We start from the raw sequence: 16,491 nt of genomic DNA, 5'->3' as shown, positions 1-16,491 counted from the left end.
AAAGAAAACAATGTCAAACAAGATAGAACGTTCTTCACAAGAAAAACGTACTGCCTTTGTGGTAGTCTTCGCTTTCTGTGTTATGCTTGCTGAAATTGTTGTGGGACTATCTTCCCACTCAATGGCACTCTTTGCAGATGGCGTTCACATGGGTTCACACGTATTGGTTATCGGACTCAATTGGGCAGCCTACGTGTTGGTACGCTACTTACAAAACAAGGGTACGACCCATTACGATACAGAAAAGATACTAAACTTAGCTGCTTTCACAAGTGGTATATTTCTGATTTTCACAGCTATCTTTATTATCGTAGAAGCAGTAGAACGATTATCTTCACATGGAGAAATCCACAACTATGAATTGGCATTAACAACAGCAGGAATAGGTTTGGTAGCAAACACTATTAGTGCTTCAATCCTTCATGGACATCATGGTACAGCAGATTACAATAGCCATGCAGCCTACCTCCATGTCCTTTCAGATGCTCTAACAGAGATTGGAGCAATCATCGGAATACTCTGTGCCATGTTTTGGAACATTACTTGGATTGACTCAGCAGTAGCCGTTGTCAGCGCATTGGTTGTTCTCCGTTGGGCAAAACGATTATTATGGGATACTGGCAGATCGCTAACAATGTTATAGTTTTGTCTGCCATCGCATATTTCATTCTAAAGTTCAGGGTTAATCATAGCCGATTAATTCTATCTCATCAGCTTAAAATAAGTCTGATGAGTGTATATTAGAAGGAAAGAAAAAAACATTACAAAATTCACAAATCAACATGCTATTTTACACGTAAAAATAGCTTCACACCACACCTTTGTAATCAACTCACACTCAAAACATTACAAGATAGCCTTTTAAAAGGTGCTTAGTTAGCCTTCAAAAGGGCGTTAATAAGACTTCAAAAGGGCACCTTTTGCAAGCCAAAAGGGCGTTAATTGCAAGCTATTTGGTGGTCTTTACAAATTGGCTATGTGAATTTATTTTACATTATTAACTATTATCGTACTATAAGTCACTATTCAGCGATAACCAATATATACAGTGCATATCAATTTATCAAACCTTAAATAAGGCTTGAATCACATTATATGGAGTTTTGTCGTGCTTCTTCGCTGTTTCTACAATCGAATGAAGTTCAAGGAAAGCGTCTGCTCCGAAGTCTGAACGAAATGTACAGGAGTTCTTCAGTTTGATTTTTAGCTTGCGTATTCCCCTTTCGCTTCCATTATTGTCAAATGGTATCATCGGATTTTCGAGGAAATTGAAAATGTAATCTCTGCATTTGACCAAGCCTTTTCTGAACGTAATAAACTTTTTACCAAGCTTCTCTATACTCTGTTTGAGCAGATTGTCTAAACGTCGGGTCCATGACACCTTGTCTATAACGTCGTTCGGATTGGTATTTCGCTCGTGAATAGCTTCACGGAACAGATTGGTTACTTTTCCAGACCACTCTTGCTCAGTGTTCAACTCTGAGAGATATTGCAGTTCGCGGAGTAAGTGAGCAAGGCATACCTGATGGTTGAGGAAATGGAGTGCAAAGTATGCGCTATGGCGGTCGGTAACGGCAGTCATTCGTTCCAAGCTATCGCCAAATTTGTCTGCTAATACCTTCGATCCTCTTCCATCAGCACGGAAAAGCAATGTGTAATAAACAGTCTGTGCAATCCATGCCCAGTCGAGTCTTTTGTTACAGTACAAGCCGCTCTCATCGAAACCAACAACTGCTGATGACTTGATATATTCTTTAATCTTATCAATCACAGGTTGCGCATTTCTCTTTGCCTCATTCACCCAGTTCACCAGCGAGCCTTCGCTTGGAGTGAGACTGAATACCTCACGCAAAAAACTTGCTATACGACCGTATGGAAGAAATTGCACGACACTCAGATAAACCACTAAAGTCTTTACGCTTGAAGCATATACCACGTTATTTGACCGCCTTCTTGGTGCCGTCCGAATACGTTCACCACAGTTCTTGCATACCATCACATAGTGTCGGATTTCCTTGATTACGGGCTTCAACTCTGGAATGGAAATAACCTGTGTCACATAATCAAGCACACGTTCTGCATCTGATAAAGATTCTCCGCAACGAGTGCAATAGTTGGGTACCTCATCGATTATCTCGTCAGGTATGGAAGAGCAAGACAACTTATGCCCATCATGCCCCTTTTGTCCTCCCGGCTTCTTACCACTTGGCTTACGGAGGCTTCTTGTTCTTCTGATAACCTCATCATTCATACGCTCCTTGCTTGGCGGAGTACTGCTGTTATTAGAGTTCTTGTCTGGGTTTTCATATTTAGCTAAGCGTTCCCGTAAGTTTGTAAGTTCCGTATCTTTCTTACGGATTTGGAGGTTCAGAGCATTTATGTTACGGTTCAATTTCATAATCTCGGCATACTGCTGATTGACAGTTTCACGCAACAATCGCATCTCTTCTGTCATGTCTTGTAATACTTTTGATATGTCCGTAACTTGCTCTTTCATAGTCGTAAAGGTACAAAGAAAATCTGAAATACACAAGAAAAATAAGCATTTTTATAGGTCTTTATACGAAGATTTCAGAGGAAAGAATACAGACTGATCGATACCGCTGAATAGTTACTACTATAATAAAGGGCAAAGTTATACTTCCTCAACTATAAATCAATCTATCAAAAGGGTAAAAACAAAAGAGGGACATAAATTCCCTTCTACCCATAGTTGCATAAAATGCTGGATAAAAGAGGATTTATATCCCCGATATTCTAATAGAATAAAAGATTATTCTGTGTATAAGAATCGCTTGATTGACTTCTTTGGTGTCTTTTCAAACTCCTCTTCTTGAATACGTATCTCAGCAACCTTGCAGTAAGCTGGTACAATTGTATTCAACTGTGTGCGGTTTTCCTCCATAATATTCTTGAGGTCATCCGCATTGAGTCCTAAGTTCTGAGCTTCGTCATAATCAGGATGAACTAAGGCAATAAGCTTTTCACCACTCTGAATAACTAAACATTCACTTACGAGAGGCAGAGAATTAAGTTTATCCTCTATCTCCTCTGGGTAGATATTTTGCCCATTACTTCCAAGAAGCATATTCTTAGAACGTCCCTTAATAAAGACGTTACCATCCTCATCCATCAAACCAAGGTCACCGGTATGGAACCAACCATCCTTGTCAATCGTCTGACCTGTATCTTCTTCATTCTTATAGTAACCAAGAAGAACATTAGGTCCCTTGGTCAAGATTTCACCTGGTACGTTTACTGGATCAGAACTATTGATACGTACTTCCTGGTGTAAAGCAGCCTGACCACAAGAGCCCTGCTTAAAAGTCTTCCAATCACGATAACAGATAATTGGACCACATTCTGTTGCACCATAACCTACAGTATATGGGAACTCTATGCGACGTAAGAAACTCTCGATTTCACCATTGAGAGCTGCTCCACCAATAATAATCTCGTAAAGATTACCACCAAAGGCCTGATATACCTGCTCACGAATCTTTGCACGTACCTTCTTATTAATTACTGGCATATTCAGCAGAAGACGCATACGATTGTTCTGAATCTTTGGGAATACCTTCTTACGAATAATCTTCTCAATTACCAAAGGTACAGCAATCATAATAACGGGCTTTACTTCTTGAAGTGCTTGAGAGATAATAGCAGGAGAAGGGATACGTGTCAAATAGTAAATGTGAACACCTGAGAGAAACTCATAGATAAACTCGAATGCCATTCCATACATGTGAGCCATTGGAAGAATACTGATAACATTATCTCCGGGCTTAATTACATGGCCTAAAACATGCTTAGCAAAATCAGCATTGCTCCATAAAGAACGGTATGGAAGCATTACACCTTTAGAGCGACCTGTGGTTCCACTGGTATAATTTATCAAAGCAAGTTCGTCTGGACTCTGCTCACGATAGTAATGTATATGCTCTGGACGGAAGTACTTAGGGTAACGACGTCCAAACTCCTCATTGAGATGTTCACGTGCATAAGTCAACTTATCCGTACGACTTACTACCAATGAGTAATCTGGAATATAAATAATTCCCTCCAAGTTTGGCATCTTCATGGCGTCAATCTGAGTCACAACGACATCACCTACAAAAAGAAGTTTTGCATCTGAGTGATTGACAATGTTATGAATCTGCTCTGGCATAAACTCATGCAAGATAGGCACAGCTACCGCACCATAAGTGAGTACTGCAAGGAAAGAAGCAGCCCAAGCAGAAGAGTTTCTTCCACATAGCGCTATCTTATCACCACGTTTTACACCACTTGCCTCAAACATAATGTGCAACTTTTCAATCTTTCTTGCAACATCATGATATTGAAGGGTCTTGCCTTTATAATCTGTTAGAGCATCACGGTCCCAATGTTCGATGATACTCTTCTCTATTAATTCATTAAAACTCGGAATCTTTTCCATTGCACAATATTTCAATCTGTGTGCAAAGATACATATTTATAAGCACATTTCAAAATATTATGTGCGGAAATGTATAAAGATTAGCTTAAATGAGAGCATCAAAGAAATAATTATTATAACACGATATTCAACATGTTAAAACCACAAAAAAGCTATATAAAGAAAAAAGACGGATATACTTTGATAGTACATCCGTCTTATATATATAAGGTGTAGTTATCTCTTAGAAGAAGAGGTAGCGGTTATCGACAACCTTTGCCTTAAGGATTAGATCCTGCATAAAGTTACCAACCAACTGCATATTTGCCTGAGCAGCCTGCTGCATTACCAAAGTCTCATCGTACTTAGAACCTGCACGCATAGACTTCTTTACTACCTGGAACACATAAACACCAGCATTACCCTTTACAGGAGCCTTAGAGAACTTGCCTGCTGCTGTACCCGCAACTGCACCAGAGAGAGCTGGCTCTACAGAACCAGTTGCTTGTACGAATGCTGGAGCTGCAAATGTAATCTGATTAACAGAAGAAACCTTAGCACCCTTAGCCTGAGCTGCTGCAATAGAGTTTACACCCTTGAGCTTAGCCATGAGTTTCTCAGCCTTCTTATCTTTAATAACCTCACGTTTGAGGATTTCCTTTACCTGTGCATCATCCCATGAACGATAGCCCTGTGGATGAACAGCTGTCAAAGCGATAACCAAGAGGTGATCATTATTACCACACTCATAGAGAGGTGAAACCTCACCCTGCTTAGCCTCGAAGAGCCACTTCAAAGCATCACGTGTACCAGGAATACCACCAACATAGTGCTCAGCCGTAGAGATGTCATTGAGTGACTGAACCTGATAACCAGACTTAGGAGCATTCTTCTCAAGGTCAGCTACAGTAGAACTCTTAGCAACAAACTCAGAGAACTTATTGTAAGCATTGCTGCGTGTAGCCTTAGAGAAGTCTATGACCTTCTTAATAACAGCAGCAGTTGTCTTTGTTGTAAAGGCCTTCTTATCAAGTACCTGAAGGATAATGTTACCCTGCGTAAGAGCAAGATTCTGCGTTGCATTCACCTCACCATTGAGCAGAGCATTTATAAATGTACGATTGTCTTGATTCATACTTGGAGCCATCTCGTACTGCTGACCAGTAAACCATACCTTCTCACCAGTCTGACCATAACGCTTTGCAAGTGCATCAAAATCAGCACCACCAGCCAATGCCTTCTGGATAGAGTCTGCCTTAGCACGTGCCTCATCAGGAGTTGCAGCTGCAATATTAATCTGACGGAACTGGATTGAGTCTGCCAACTGCGCCTTAGAAAGTACACGGATGATATTTAAAGTATTGTCCTGAGCGTTTTCAACAACACCAGTTGTACCTACAGAAAGTGAATCAATCTTTGATGCAATGTCAGGATACTGCTGATAAGCCTTGTTACTTACAGGAAGACCAAGATAAGGAATCTCAGAACCACTCTTGCTAACAACAGCAGCAGGATCTTCTGCAGAAGCAAGTTGCTTTTGGAAGTCGTTCATCTCCTTAACAACCTGACTGCGGTCTGCAGCACTTGCCTTAATCTGGAAGTCAACAAACTTGATATCACGTGTCTCAACATTCTGGCGGAAAGCTGGCTTCAATTCTGCATACTTAGCCTTGAGGTCATCGTCTGTCATCTTAACATCAGAATCTTTTACAGTGCTGTAAGCCAAAGAAGCAAGTTGAATCTGACTTTCCTCGTTATTATCCTTGAAAGCCATCTTAGCCTCAGCCTTGTTTGAGAGAACACAACTTGCGAGCAGTGCCTGATACTTCTGACCGAGCAACTGAGCACGAAGATTCTTCTCTACAAAGAGCCAATAGTCATAGATAGCCTGCATCTGCTCTACCTGTGGAGACTTTGCAGCCTTAGCCTTGTTATAGCTATCAAAGAACTGCTTTAGAGCATTTACATCAAAACGACCAGTCTGCTGGTTCACGAATGGAGTCTGAACCAACATTGGATTAGTACCCTCATTCAATACGTTCTGAATCTCATTCTCTGTTACAGTAAGACCAACCTTCTCAGCGTCAACCTCGATAACACGATTGCTTACAAGCTGCTGCCAAACTTGGTCCTTTACTTGATTAAGTTCCTGATCGGTGAGATTATCACGCTGCATAGTAAACTTAATTGCAGACTGATACTCATCAATCAACTTCTGATAATCCTGGACACTAATCTTTTTGCCCAAGATTTCTCCAATCTGCTGACGCGCTTCGCCCTTGATTCCATCACACGAGCGAGCTGCATCTCCAGCTAAGAATGCAAACAAGGCAAGACCGATAGCTGCTACCAGTATGCCACCTTTGCTTCTGATTTTTCCTAATGCTGCCATTTTAGATTTATTATTTGATTTTAATTATTCTATTCAATATGACAAATTGCCCACAAAAATACAAAAAAAAGGGCAAGTATCATAATTTTTCATTCAGAAATTACTCTGTACTATTGACTTTTAGCCGTACGAGTTCTATTTTTGTCATGGTCTTCTTGATTATCTTAAACTCATATTGTCCAACAGTAACAATTTCGTTTAGTTTTGGAAAACTCTGATAGACGTGTAACAATAAGCCTCCGACTGTCATATAATCATCATTCTCTGGCAAATCAAGATTGAACATTTCATTCACCTTGTCAATCTCCAAACGTGCCGAAAGGACATACTCGTTAGCATTTATCTGCTTTGCAATATACTTTGTATTGTCATGCTCGTCCTCAATGTCGCCGAAGATTTCTTCTACGATGTCTTCCAATGAAACAATACCACTGGTACCGCCAAACTCGTCCACAACCACACCCAAGCTTTTCTTTTGGATAAGGAAAACCTGCATAAGTTTATGTGCAGCCATCGTCTCTGGCACAAACGGCATTTGTCGGATATGGTCTTTCCAGTTCTTTGGAGAACGGAACATCTCTGAAGAGTGAATATAACCCTTTATATGATCGATATCCCCTTCATAAACAACTATCTTAGAGTTACCACTTTCTATGAACATTTGCTGTAGTTCTTCGAGCGAGCAATTCTCTTCAACAGCCTTAATCTCAGTACGTGGCACCATGCAATCACGCACTTTCGTATCTTGAAATTCCAAGGCATTTTGGAATATCTTTACCTCGTCTTCTATTTCATCTTCGTTCTTAGCATTCTCAATAGTACTCTGTACGAGGTGATCAAGGTCTACTCTCGTAAACGTACCATCAGACTCTTTCTCATCCACCTTTACACCAACAAGACGCAAAAGGACTCGCGCAAGAAAGGTTGCAAAGCGACTAATAGGCCAAAGAATAATAAAAAAGACATATGCCAATGGGGCAAAAAAGGTAAGTAAGCGGTTAGGATTGCTCTTAAACAAGGTCTTAGGTAAGAACTCTCCTGTAAAAAGAATGACGAGTGTTGATGCTAAAGTATCTAATATCACACGTGTTGCTGAATCAAACGATGCAAACAGTGTCGTATCAAATATCTGAGCAAAGAAGATACCATAGATAACAAGAACAATGTTGTTACCTACAAGCATCGTAGATACAAAACCATTCGGATTATTATAATAGATGGTTAGACACTTTTGTGCAATACCATTCTTCTCCTTATCCATCTCCGCAAGAAGACGATTACTTGCAACAAAGGCAATCTCCATTCCTGAAAAGAATGCAGAGAGTACCATTGTTATTATAATTCCTATAATTAAATTTATATCCAATTTCTTATTACTATTTAGTGCGACTTGGTAAACATTTCCCGTACATGTTAGCCATAAGTCTCTTCCTATATATGACAGTTGTGAACCTATTTTCTCATCTTCTATGATTGTGTTGATGCCCCACACATGTCGTGCGAAGGCTTAGCATCAATGGTGCGGAGCACTAATTGCAATGCAATAGATTAATGAAAGAAAAACAACTTGTTGTAAGTAAGTATTGTAAGGATAAACTTACTAACGCTTAAAACAACACGAAACTATCTATTTAAGAGAGATTATACATGGTAGGGAAGAATATTTAAGTTTTATCAAACTACAATTATTACTTTTGTTTAACTACAGGACCTTTCATGCTATCAACACGTGTGGTATCAATAGGCGTAAAGGGAGGAGAACCAGCAGGCGACATAAACTCATTATTAGAGAAGATGCCCCACCCTTTTGTCTGTCGTATCTCGTAATTTGTCATCTGCTCATCGCTATGGAACCAGTTTCCTTGCAATTCCTTATCAGGTGTCTTGAGGTGTGAATAAGAATATGACCACATCTCATGGTTACGCTCATCCCAATAGAGTTCATTGCTATAGAAATTAAGCCCTTGCGCTGTAAGGATTCTTACACGCCCTCTTAGTTCCCAACGACGGTCCTTATCAAAGTAAACAGCAGAGTCACATTGAATATAACCCACTACATGTTTCTTCAAATCAAACTGAGTAAGTAGGATTCCTTTATTGAAAGTCCAACGTGAAGGTCTTCTATTCTCATTAATTTCCCAACGCTCAGTAACAATACGATATTTGATAACGCCTGAATCTGAGATAAGTGTATTGACACCATATGTAGTCATAACCGGCACAGAGTCACGGTCATGAATAGCAGGAGCGGTATGCTCACGTTCCTCCGAACAGGAAACCATAGCATAGCTCGCTGTAAATAATACTAATCCAATAAAAAATGAATAAAGGCTTGAACGCATATTATTCAACCTTGAACTTAGCAAACCAGCGCTCATTAAATGTGAAACCAACGTTGATACGGAACATATTTTCCTTGATCATTCCCGTAACACTCTGGTTCACCCACTCTGCACTGATATTCAACATACTGCGATTATTGTAAGCATTGAGGATTGGAATACCAACTCCAAGGCTTGCAGAAAGCTCGCGTGGACCGTCTACACCATTAATCTTTAGATAAGGACTGGCATAGCTAAAACCTGCTCGATAGTGCATACGACTAAAGAAACCACGATAGCGTTCGCCCTTGCAGTAGTCACCACCCAGTGTGAACTTATGACGATTATTGAATTGTCCATCAACGAGATTATAGCTTGTTGTACCATTGACTGTGGTTAATTGTGGGTACTTTAGCTTAGCCCACTTCTGCAACTGATAGTCAACACCGAACTTCAGACGGTTATTATGATTCCACATCAAACCAACTCCGAAAGTATGAGGCAGTTCAAGAGAGTTTGATACAACATAACGAGTTGTATCAGAAACGCTTGTTTGTGAATTTGTTGAAATCAAATTACACTCAGCCTCTGTCCATAAATTATGTCCAAGAGAGTAAGTAAGACCCAAGGTCAGCTCATTCTTCTTATCTACAGCATAAGTATATTGTGCACCGAAGTCAACCTTGTAGCTTTTTACCTGTGCAGAGTAATTCTTTGACAATGTATTAACATAACTGTCACTATAGGTATTTGTCGAATTACGATTCAATGTTCCCCACAAGTAACCAATATTCGCACCAAATGAGAAACCCTTAAAAGGCTCCCAACCAGCACCTAAATAAACAAGATGTAAACCACCACTACCATTATAAGCATTGGAATACGTAGCATTTACAGAAGATGTACTTGGGAAAGCATTGACATTTTGAGTGTTACTAAAGTTGTAACCTACATTTGTATAAGGTAAAAGACCAAAGCTAACACCCACATGCTTAAAAGCTCTGAATGACGCAACAACGTATTCAATATCAGCATTCTTAGCATTTACCTTGTTACCATTTTCCTCAAAATTAGTCAACTGAAGGCTAACACCTGCATCAAATATGAATGAAAGAGAGTCAACAGAAGCGTATGAAGCAGGGTTCGCATAGTTCACCTGATTACGCTCATGAAATCCGTATGCCAATCCGTTCATACCACGATTAAAACTTGTTGCCTGAGATGCCAAAGCACCTAATCCATACTGACTATATGGAGAGTTAGTTCCGCTTTGAGCTGACACCTGTACTGCAAGACCTGCAAGGAACGCTGCTGCAATTATCTTTTTCATTCGCTTTCTTTTTCTTATTCTGACGATATGTCTAAACAATATATTGGCGCAAAGTTATTAAAAAAAATCTATATTGCAGAAAAACAATAAAGGATTTTGATTTTTAATAAGCTTTCTTTGTGCTCTCATGCTTTTTTACTACCTTTGCGGAGAAAATGAAAAAGGGATTATTATATATTGTACTGACTTTCATCCTGTCTGTTGTTAACGCTACAGCGGGGGCTCAGTCTATGACTAATCCTGATCGCATTCAGATATCCCTTTTGACTTGTTCACCTGGTAAAGAAGTTTGGGCACAATATGGTCATACCGCTATTCGATATTACGACAAAGAAAGCGGAGAAGACCTTGCCATCAACTATGGTATTTTCTCCCTCGACCAAACCTACTTTATCCCTCGTTTTGTTCTTGGTATGACAGACTACCGCATGGGAGTTCAACCTATGGATATGTTCCTTGCCCAATATAGTTATGAAGGGCGAGGAGTTGTCGAACAGGTTCTTAATTTATCAGCTGAAGATAAAGAGGTTATCTATGAAGCTCTGCAGGAGAACATGAAGCCTGAAAATGTTGTTTATCGCTACAACTACTTCTTTGACAACTGTACCACAAGGGCACGTGATATGCTCGTCAATCACCTCCATGGAAAGGTTGTTTACCCACCAGCAGAAGAAGATGCTACGTTCCGTTCTATGATACATAAATGGAACAACAAATATAAATGGTCACAATTTGGAGAAGACCTTCTACTCGGTGTGAATGCTGATCGCAAGACAACAAAGTCTGAACAGCAGTTTCTTCCAGAGAACTTAAGAAGCGATTTCGATAAAGCTACCTATAAAGGAAAGCCATTAGTAAAGGAAACTAACATACTATTAGATGCTGAAACAGAAGTGGCAGAACCAGCTTTTCCACTTTCTCCGCTATCTATAGCACTCATATTTGCAGCTATCAGTCTTGTAATGATGCTCTTTAGCTATCGTAGACAGCAGGTTTATTGGGCGTGGGACTTAGCTTTAATGCTTACATCGGGGCTCATGGGAATTATCTTCTTCGTTATGATTTTCTCACAACATCCATGTGTTAGCTTGAATTTCATCCTATTATTCTTTAATCCTTTACCATTGTTCTTCCTTTATAGTACAATTAAAAAGAAGAAGGTAATATGGTGGAAAATATGGGGAGTCCTTATCATTTTAGGACTTTTCGGAAGTTTATTCCAAGAAATACCACTGCCAATATTAATTGTGGCATCATTCTTGCTATTACATTGTATAGTACATTTGCGGATTAATAAAGCGGTTGCACCAACCGTGAGTAGTTCAAAGAAATAAAAGATAATGAATAAATACATCACCGCATTACTTGTCGTACTTGCGGCAACAGGAGTCGAGGCGCAGAGCTATCAGTCTGCGCTAAAGATTGCGTTGGGTGATGTCAACATCGAAGATCTTTGCCATAAGCAAGCGTTTAAGGGCGTTGAACAGGAGATTCTGTCAGTTCTTGAAGCCTTTAAGCAGATTAAAGAAGACGAAGAAACAGAGCCTGCACAAAGCAAAGCAGTCTTTGTGACAGACTTATACGACAATTATTCCATAGCTTTAACATCTCAATCAAATAATAATCAGGAATCACAACTATTCCTTCCTAATCCTTCCTTAAGGACTGGAATCAAGATTCGTGCCCCCAGTTTACTTCCTTTAGCATAATAAACAATATTACAAAACATAGATATATAGAAGTAAACAAAGAGGGAGAACCTCTAATATAAAAAACAAACTCAATTAGAATAAATGAATTTCAATAAGATATTAAAGGCACTTTTCGGAGATAAGTCAACACGTGATATGAAGCTTATACAGCCATACGTAGATAAAGTAAAGGCTACATATCCAGAGATTAAAGCACTCAGCAATGACGAATTGCGTGCAAAGACAAAGGAAATCCAGAAGTATGTTCAGGATGCTGGTAAGGAACAACGTGAGAAGATAGCCGAACTTCGTGCAACAATTGAAGCTACACCGATTGAAGATCGTGAAGCTATTTTCAATCAAATAGATAAACTTGAGAAAGAAGCTCTTGACAACTATGAGAAGGCTCTCGATGAAGTTATGCCAGTAGCATTCTCTATTGTCAAGGATACAGCACGTCGTTTCTCCGAGAATGAGGAAACAATCGTAACAGCAACCGACTTCGATCGTGAGTTGGCAGCAGACCCTTCAAAGGACTTTATCACTATTGATGGCGACAAGGCTATCTACCACAACCACTGGACAGCAGGTGGCAACGACCTTAAATGGGAAATGGTTCACTATGATGTACAGATATTCGGTGGTACAGTCCTTCATCAAGGTAAGATTGCCGAGATGGCTACTGGTGAAGGTAAAACCCTTGTTGCTACCCTCCCAGTATTCCTTAATGCCCTCACTGGCAACGGTGTTCACGTCGTAACTGTCAACGACTATCTTGCAAAACGTGACTCTGAGTGGATGGGACCTCTCTATATGTTCAACGGTCTTTCAGTTGATTGTATTGACAAACACCAACCAAACTCTCCTTCACGTCGTAAGGCTTATCAAGCAGATATCACCTTCGGTACCAATAACGAGTTTGGTTTCGACTATCTGCGAGACAATATGGCAGTATCACCAGCCGACCTCGTACAGCGTCAGCACAACTATGCTATTGTCGATGAGGTTGACTCTGTGTTGATTGACGATGCTCGTACACCTCTTATTATTAGTGGTCCAGTACCAAAGGGTGACGTACAGATGTTTGAAGAGTTCCAGCCATTGGTACAGAGCCTTTATGAGGTTCAGCGCAAGCAGGCTACAGAACTTCTTTCAGAAGCTCGTCACAAGTTGGCTGAGGCACAGAAGAATGCAAACAATAAAGAGGTTTTCCAGAAGCTCCAAGAGGAAGGATTCCTTGCCCTCTATCGTTCATTTAAGGCACTGCCTAAGAACAAAGCCCTCATTAAATACCTCTCTGAGGAAGGTATCAAGGCTGGTATGCTGAAGACAGAGGAGTATTACATGGCCAATAACAACCGTGAAATGCCAAAGGCCATCGAACCTCTCTACTTCGTGACAGACGAGAAGTTGAACTCATGTGACCTCACAGATAAGGGTACAGCATGGTTAGCTGCACAGGTAAAAGATGACCAGTTATTCGTATTACCTGATATTACCACAGAGCTTTCTGCGCTTGAGAAGCAGAAGGATGATAAAGTTATTGATGAGCAGACATATATCGACCAGAAAGATGCGTTGATGGCTCACTATGGAGTTCAGAGTGAGCGTGTACACACATTGCAACAGCTCTTGAAGGCATACACCATGTTTAACAAGGACGATGAGTATGTTGTCTTGAATGGTGAGGTTAAGATTGTCGACGAGCAGACTGGTCGTATCATGGAAGGTCGTCGTTGGAGCGATGGCTTGCATCAGGCTGTTGAGGCAAAGGAACATGTAAAAGTAGAGGCAGCGACACAGACTTTCGCAACGATTACTTTACAGAACTACTTCCGTATGTACCACAAACTTGCAGGTATGACGGGTACAGCTTCTACTGAGGCTGGTGAGTTCTGGGATATCTATAAACTCGATGTTGTTGAGATTCCAACCAACCGTCCAATCCAACGTAAGGATATGGAAGACCGCGTTTATAAAACAGCACGTGAGAAGTATGCAGCTGTTATCGACGAGGTTGAGGCAATGAGAAATCAAGGTCGTCCTTGTCTTGTTGGTACAACATCTGTCGAAATCAGTGAGCTTTTGAGTAAGATGCTTAACATGCGTAAGATTCCACACCAGGTATTGAACGCTAAGCAGCACTTGAAGGAGGCTCAGATTGTTGCCGAGGCAGGTCGTTCTGTAGATGGTCTTGGTGCAGTAACAATCGCTACCAACATGGCAGGCCGTGGTACCGACATCAAGCTTTCTCAGGAAGTGAAGGATGCTGGTGGTTTGGCAATCATCGGTACAGAGCGTCACGAGAGCCGTCGCGTAGACCGTCAGCTTCGTGGTCGTGCTGGACGTCAAGGTGACCCAGGTTCATCAGTGTTCTATGTATCACTTGAAGACAAGTTGATGCGTCTCTTCGGTTCAGAGCGTATTGCTAAGGTAATGGATAGACTCGGCTTTGAAGAGGGTGAGCGTATTGAGAGTTCAATGATTTCAAATAGTATTGAACGCGCCCAAAAGAAGGTTGAGGAAAACAACTTCGGTATCCGTAAGCGTCTGTTGGAATATGATGATGTCATGAACAAGCAGCGTACAGTTATCTATGAGAAGCGTCGTCACGCTTTGATGGGTGAGCGTATCGGCATGGATATCTCTAACATTATTTGGGACCGTTGTGTAAACATCATTGAGAACAATGACTATGAGGGTTGCAAGGAACAATTCTTGAAGATTCTTGCTATGGAATGTCCATTCACGGAGGAAGAGTTCAATGGTGGTAACACTTCTGAACTTTCTGAGCGCAGTTTCCAGGCTGCAATGGAGGCTTTCTCACGCAAGACAGAGCGTATCCAGACTGTTGCATGGCCTATCATAAAGCAGGTATATGAGAATCAAGGCGCAATGTATGAGCGTATCATGGTTCCAATCACAGATGGTAAGCGCGTTTACAACATACCATGCGACTTGAAGGAAGCTTACGAGAGCGAGGCTAAGTCTGTTGTTAAGCAGTTCGAGAAGGTAATTCTCCTCCACATCATTGATGATGATTGGAAAGAGAACCTCCGCCAGTTAGACGACCTTCGTCACTCTGTACAGAATGCTTCTTACGAGCAGAAAGACCCATTGCTCATCTTCAAGTTGGAGAGTGTGAAGTTGTGGGACAACATGATTGACGATATGAACAATCGTACTGCAAGTGTACTCATGCGTGGTCAGATTCCAGAGATGCAGCCAGCTGAGGACATTCAGGAGGCTGCGCCAGAGGAGCATAGCCAGCAGTACAGAGAGGAGAAGGTGGAACTAAATGACCCTAACCAGGTTGCTGCAGCACAGCATGACACCCGCGAAGGCGCACAGGAAGTAAACCACACTCCATATCGTGCAGACAAGATGCCACGTCCAAACGACCCATGTCCATGTGGTAGTGGTAAGAAATTTAAGAATTGTCATGGTCGCGATATCCGTTAATAACCTTATAAAGAAATTCGGGGATAAGACAGCTGTGTCTATCCCCGATTTTTGTTTTCCCTCCAACGAGATTATTGGTCTTGTTGGGAATAATGGCGCCGGTAAGACAACTCTCTTCCGTCTGATTCTTAATCTAATCAAAGCAGACGGTGGTATCGTAAACTTCTGCCTTACTGACGAAAACACTCAACAGGATAAAGCAAATCTTAACAGCAATATGACTTTGGTTTCTCATCTTGAAGACGCATGGAAAAGTTATATAGCTGCTTATCTTGATGAGAGTTTTTTAATAGAGTTTCTTACGCCAAAAGAGTTCTTTACCTTTATTGCAAAAGTCAATAACATTGAAGAACAGGAGATGGAAGAAAGACTCAACAGTTTACAATCCTTCCTTGGCGATGATGTTCTTGGCAGAAAAGTATATATCCGTGAACTATCTGCAGGAAACAAACAGAAGGTTGGCATAGTTGCTGCCCTACTCTCTTGTCCAAAGTTCGTTATCCTTGATGAGCCTTTCAACTTCCTCGACCCAAGCAGTCAGAATCATCTTAAAAAACTTTTGATAGAGTATAAAACGGAACATAAGGCTTCTATTCTCATATCAAGTCACAATCTACACCATACAACAGATATCAGTAATAGAATTGTATTGATGGAGAAAGGTGAGATTATAAAGAATATTGATGACATAACAGAGGAGTCGATAAAGGAGTTAGAGAACTACTTCTTGTAGAGACCATAAAACAATATTAGAAACGAATAAGGTCTGAATGTGCGAAACATTCAGACCTTATTCATTTGTAAGCAACAACAAAAACTAACTTTTCTTGTCCTTATCTATCAGTGTGCTACTACTCCGCACATCTGGTGTTGCAGCC

The 16,491-nt window shown here is 40.7% G+C and carries 11 protein-coding genes; 5 read left to right on the top strand and 6 right to left on the bottom strand.

Annotation, left to right across the window (positions count from 1 at the left end; translation table 11 throughout):
* Positions 1-10 precede the first annotated feature (10 nt).
* The gene (locus FIU21_RS00500) at positions 11-643 is read left to right on the top strand and encodes a cation diffusion facilitator family transporter (RefSeq protein ID WP_004359881.1); all 633 of its coding nucleotides are present in this window, start codon (positions 11-13) and stop codon (positions 641-643) included.
* Between the two features lie 420 nt (positions 644-1,063).
* On the opposite strand, the gene tnpC is transcribed toward FIU21_RS00500, so the two are convergent.
* From tnpC to bamG, 6 genes are all read right to left on the bottom strand, one after another.
* A complete protein-coding gene (gene tnpC, locus FIU21_RS00495) occupies positions 1,064-2,497 on the bottom strand; it encodes an IS66 family transposase (protein WP_172891270.1) in 1,434 nt (477 codons plus the stop codon).
* Between the two features lie 276 nt (positions 2,498-2,773).
* Positions 2,774-4,438: an AMP-binding protein gene (locus FIU21_RS00490; RefSeq protein WP_004359882.1), complete on the bottom strand. Its 1,665-nt coding sequence runs from the start codon at positions 4,436-4,438 to the stop codon at positions 2,774-2,776.
* A 223-nt stretch (positions 4,439-4,661) separates the two neighbouring features.
* Positions 4,662-6,809, bottom strand: coding sequence for a peptidylprolyl isomerase (locus FIU21_RS00485; protein ID WP_004359883.1), 2,148 nt, complete (start codon positions 6,807-6,809; stop codon positions 4,662-4,664).
* A 100-nt stretch (positions 6,810-6,909) separates the two neighbouring features.
* On the bottom strand, positions 6,910-8,175 hold the full coding sequence (locus tag FIU21_RS00480; RefSeq protein WP_004359884.1) for a hemolysin family protein: 1,266 nt from the start codon (positions 8,173-8,175) through the stop codon (positions 6,910-6,912).
* A 322-nt stretch (positions 8,176-8,497) separates the two neighbouring features.
* Positions 8,498-9,151 carry an LptA/OstA family protein gene (locus FIU21_RS00475; RefSeq protein WP_004359885.1) on the bottom strand — a complete coding sequence of 218 codons (654 nt, stop codon included), beginning with the start codon at positions 9,149-9,151 and terminating at the stop codon, positions 8,498-8,500.
* Between the two features lies 1 nt (position 9,152).
* Positions 9,153-10,460, bottom strand: coding sequence for a BamG family beta-barrel-assembly machinery protein (gene bamG, locus FIU21_RS00470; protein ID WP_004359886.1), 1,308 nt, complete (start codon positions 10,458-10,460; stop codon positions 9,153-9,155).
* 155 nt (positions 10,461-10,615) lie between these two features.
* Between bamG and FIU21_RS00465 the strand changes: the two genes are divergently transcribed.
* From FIU21_RS00465 to FIU21_RS00450, 4 genes are all read left to right on the top strand, one after another.
* Complete coding sequence (locus FIU21_RS00465; RefSeq protein ID WP_004359887.1) at positions 10,616-11,794, top strand: Lnb N-terminal periplasmic domain-containing protein; 1,179 nt, start codon at positions 10,616-10,618, stop codon at positions 11,792-11,794.
* Positions 11,795-11,800: 6 nt separating this feature from the next.
* A complete protein-coding gene (locus tag FIU21_RS00460) occupies positions 11,801-12,169 on the top strand; it encodes a hypothetical protein (protein WP_004359888.1) in 369 nt (122 codons plus the stop codon).
* Between the two features lie 84 nt (positions 12,170-12,253).
* On the top strand, positions 12,254-15,613 hold the full coding sequence (gene secA, locus FIU21_RS00455) for a preprotein translocase subunit SecA (RefSeq protein ID WP_004359889.1): 3,360 nt from the start codon (positions 12,254-12,256) through the stop codon (positions 15,611-15,613).
* Positions 15,594-16,346, top strand: coding sequence for an ABC transporter ATP-binding protein (locus FIU21_RS00450; RefSeq protein ID WP_036886105.1), 753 nt, complete (start codon positions 15,594-15,596; stop codon positions 16,344-16,346). Before secA ends, FIU21_RS00450 begins: the two co-directional genes overlap by 20 nt.
* Positions 16,347-16,491 lie beyond the last annotated feature (145 nt).

Origin of the sequence: Prevotella melaninogenica (assembly GCF_013267595.1) — a bacterium.
In the GTDB taxonomy this organism is placed as follows: domain Bacteria; phylum Bacteroidota; class Bacteroidia; order Bacteroidales; family Bacteroidaceae; genus Prevotella; species Prevotella melaninogenica_D.
Note: the sequence above shows the minus strand (reverse complement) of the source record. Positions and strands in the feature narration are given on the sequence as shown.

Bases quoted from the DNA above. Each gene is read 5' to 3' on its own strand.
- tnpC (WP_172891270.1), bottom strand. From the start codon at position 2,497: ATGAAAGAGCAAGTTACGGACATATCAAAAGTATTACAAGACATGACA.
- FIU21_RS00450 (WP_036886105.1), top strand. From the start codon at position 15,594: ATGGTCGCGATATCCGTTAATAACCTTATAAAGAAATTCGGGGATAAG.
- FIU21_RS00460 (WP_004359888.1), top strand. From the start codon at position 11,801: ATGAATAAATACATCACCGCATTACTTGTCGTACTTGCGGCAACAGGA.
- bamG (WP_004359886.1), bottom strand. From the start codon at position 10,460: ATGAAAAAGATAATTGCAGCAGCGTTCCTTGCAGGTCTTGCAGTACAG.
- secA (WP_004359889.1), top strand. From the start codon at position 12,254: ATGAATTTCAATAAGATATTAAAGGCACTTTTCGGAGATAAGTCAACA.
- FIU21_RS00465 (WP_004359887.1), top strand. From the start codon at position 10,616: ATGAAAAAGGGATTATTATATATTGTACTGACTTTCATCCTGTCTGTT.
- FIU21_RS00500 (WP_004359881.1), top strand. From the start codon at position 11: ATGTCAAACAAGATAGAACGTTCTTCACAAGAAAAACGTACTGCCTTT.
- FIU21_RS00490 (WP_004359882.1), bottom strand. From the start codon at position 4,438: ATGGAAAAGATTCCGAGTTTTAATGAATTAATAGAGAAGAGTATCATC.
- FIU21_RS00475 (WP_004359885.1), bottom strand. From the start codon at position 9,151: ATGCGTTCAAGCCTTTATTCATTTTTTATTGGATTAGTATTATTTACA.
- FIU21_RS00485 (WP_004359883.1), bottom strand. From the start codon at position 6,809: ATGGCAGCATTAGGAAAAATCAGAAGCAAAGGTGGCATACTGGTAGCA.